At 64.0% G+C, this 2,958-nt stretch carries 3 protein-coding genes and 1 pseudogene; all 4 read right to left on the bottom strand.

Annotation, left to right across the window (positions count from 1 at the left end):
- Positions 1 to 311 (bottom strand): CoA-binding protein (locus tag EN935_RS29175; protein ID WP_206534598.1); only part of this gene is annotated, 311 nt, incomplete at its 3' end.
- Between the two features lie 63 nt (positions 312 to 374).
- On the bottom strand, positions 375 to 1,538 hold the full coding sequence (locus EN935_RS29170) for an acyl-CoA dehydrogenase (RefSeq protein WP_127262786.1): 1,164 nt from the start codon (positions 1,536 to 1,538) through the stop codon (positions 375 to 377).
- 4 nt (positions 1,539 to 1,542) lie between these two features.
- Entirely contained in the window at positions 1,543 to 2,646 is a 1,104-nt protein-coding gene (locus EN935_RS29165; RefSeq protein ID WP_126067313.1) for a carnitine 3-dehydrogenase, read from the bottom strand.
- A pseudogene (locus tag EN935_RS29160) lies at positions 2,643 to 2,958 on the bottom strand (HD domain-containing protein); the annotation flags it as partial. The pseudogene EN935_RS29160 and the gene EN935_RS29165, both read right to left, overlap by 4 nt.

Genomic DNA, 2,958 nt, shown 5'->3' with positions numbered 1-2,958 from the left:
TCATAGGCCTCGGTCTCGAGGAAGCCGGCGGCAAAGCAGACGGCGCCGCCGGCACCGCGCTCGGCCAGCGCCTTGACAACCTCGATGGTCAAATGCCGGTTGACGCCGACAAAGGCAGCGTCCGGCGCGCCAGGCAGGTCAGCGACCGAACGATAGGCCTTGCGGCCGGCGACCTCGTCCTTGGTCGGATGCACCGGCCAGATCTCGCCGGCAAAGCCCATCTTGATCGATTGCGCGACGACGGCTGCAGCCTGCGCCCCGCCGAAGACGGCAATCGATTTCGGCCGCAGGAGACGCTCAAGTTTATGCATGGCTATTTTCTCGTTGGAGCATGATCTTTTCCGAAAACCGGCGTCCACTTTTCGGGATCATGCTCAGGCCCCGAACGGACGCAGCAGCGCCCTTGAAATAATGTGGCGCTGGATCTCGGACGTGCCTTCCCAGATGCGCTCGACGCGCGCGTCGCGCCAGATGCGCTCCAGCGGCAGGTCGTCCATCAGCCCCATGCCGCCATGGACCTGGATTGCCTCATCGGCGACAAAAGCGAGCATTTCAGTGGCCTTCAGCTTGGCCATGGCCATGTCCTGATCGGTGACGGTGCCCTGATCGTACTTCCAGCCGGCTTCGAACACCATCAGGTCGGCGGCCTTCAGTTCGGTCGTCATGTCGGCAAGCTTGAACGACACGCCCTGGAACTTGCCGATCTGCTGGCCGAACTGCTGGCGCTGCGCGGCATATTCGACGGCATGGCCAAGCGCTCGCTCGGCACGGCCGAGGCAGGTGGCGCCGACCTGCAGCCGGGTGGCGCCGAGCCAGGAATTGGCGACGTCGAAACCCTTGTGGACTTCGCCCAACACTTGGGCGGCGGGAAGCCGGCAATCGTCGAATTCAAGGATGGCGTTGGTGTAGCCGCGATGCGAGACATTGCGGTAGCCGTCGCGGACGGTGAAGCCTTTGGTGCCCTTGTCGACGAAGAAGGCGGTGATCTTCTTGCGTTTTCCACGCGCAGACTCTTCCTCGCCCGAGGCCATGAAAACGATGGCGAAGTCGGCGAGGTCGGCGTGGGAGATAAAATGCTTGGTGCCGTTCAGCACCCAGTCGTCGCCATCCTGCACGGCGGTCGCCTTCATGCCGCGCAGGTCGGAGCCGGCGCCCGGCTCGGTCATCGCCAGGCAGTCCCATTTCTCGCCACGGATGCAGGGGAACAGGTATTTCTCGCGCTGCTCCGGCGTACCGGCGAGCAGGATGTTGGAGGGGCGCGCCACGCAGGTCCAGTGCAGCGCATAGTTGGCGCGGCCGAGTTCCTTCTCGTAGAGCAGCCAGGTCACCGTATCCAGGCCGGCACCGCCGACATCGGCCGGCATGTTGGCGGCATAGAGCCCGGCCTCGATCGCCTTGACCTTGATCTCCTCGATCAGGTCGCGGCGCAGCACGCCGGTGCGCTCGACCTCGCGCTCATGCGGGTAAAGCTCGTTCTCGACGAACGCACGCGTCGTCTCGACGATGAGCCTCTGTTCCTCCGACAGCCCGAAATCCATGGTCTTAGCCTTTCTTCTTGCCGGTCTTTTTCTTCGGCTTTTCGGCTTTCTTCACCGGCTTCAAGGCCTTGGCTTTCTCGGCCGCCTTGGAGGCCGTCGGTTTCTTCGCCGCGAGCTTGGCGAGCTGCTTGGTATAGTCCTTGTGCAGCGCGCCGGCGCCCCAGCCCTTGCCTTTGTTCTGCTTCGACAGCGCATCCATGATGGCGACCAGATTGTCGTCGCGGATCTTTTCCAGCTCGCGGATCGACAGGCCATGCGCCTGATCGTCCGACTGCGTGGCGATTAGGTCGACCAGCTCATCGTTGAACTCCGGCACGTCCATCAGCTTGGTCCATGGCCATTTCAGGCACGGGCCGAACTGCGCCATGAAATGGCGCATGCCGGCCTCGCCGCCGGCGACGCGATAGACCTGGAACATACCCATCTGCGCCCAGCGCAGGCCGAAGCCATAGCGCATGATGTCGTCGAGTTCCTCGACCGTGCAGATGCCGTCTTTGATCAGCCACAGCGCCTCGCGCCACGCCGCTTCGAGCAGCCGGTCACCGACGAAGGCCTCGATCTCCTTGCGGATGACGACCGGCTTCATGCCGATCGAGGCGTACATCTCCTTGGCGACTTCGATCGCCTCGGGAAAGGTCTGCTCGCCGCCGACGATCTCGACCAGCGGCAGGAGATAGACCGGGTTGAACGGATGGCCGACGACCAGCCGCTCCGGATGCTTCTTCATCGCCACCTGCATGTCGGTCGGCTTGATGCCGGAGGTCGAGGAGCCGACAATCGCATTGGCCGGCGCATGGGCGTCGATCTCGGCCAGCACGCGGTGCTTGAGGTCGAGCCGCTCCGGCACGCTCTCCTGGATGAAATCGGCATCGGCGACCGCCTCGGCGATGGTCTTGGCGAAGGTCAGCTTGCCTTCCCTGGGCAAGCCGCCGGGCACCATCTGCTTGTAGGCGCGGCGCGCGCCCTTCATCACTTCGCCGACCTTGCGCGAGGCCTCGGGATCCGGATCGAAGATCGACACGTCGATGCCGTTGAGCAGCAGCCGCGCCACCCAGCCGGCGCCGATGACACCGCCACCGATGGCGGCCGCCTTGTTGATGATGCTCATGCTGTGGCTCCGGTTCTTGTCTTGGCTGTTGCGGGATCGATGAGAGGCACGCGCTCTCCGGCGCGGATCACGGACGCGTCGTAGGCCTTGCGGGCAAAGACTTCGAGCACGAAGGGCCGGAAGAACTCGATCGGCAGCGTGTCGTAGTCGGGGTCGAAGCTCGACTGGTCCCAGCGCTCGCAAAACTGGTCGCAATCGTCGAAATAGGCGTGGCCGGCGAAGCGGTCGCGGGCATGGCGGTTGCCGCCCAGATGGTGAGCATAATAGAGCCGCTGGAAGTCGCCATGCTTTTCCACGACCCAGGTGCATTGC

Origin of the sequence: Mesorhizobium sp. M7D.F.Ca.US.004.03.1.1, assembly GCF_003998635.1 — a bacterium.
GTDB lineage: Bacteria > Pseudomonadota > Alphaproteobacteria > Rhizobiales > Rhizobiaceae > Mesorhizobium > Mesorhizobium loti.
This window is presented reverse-complemented; position numbering and strand designations above follow the sequence as displayed.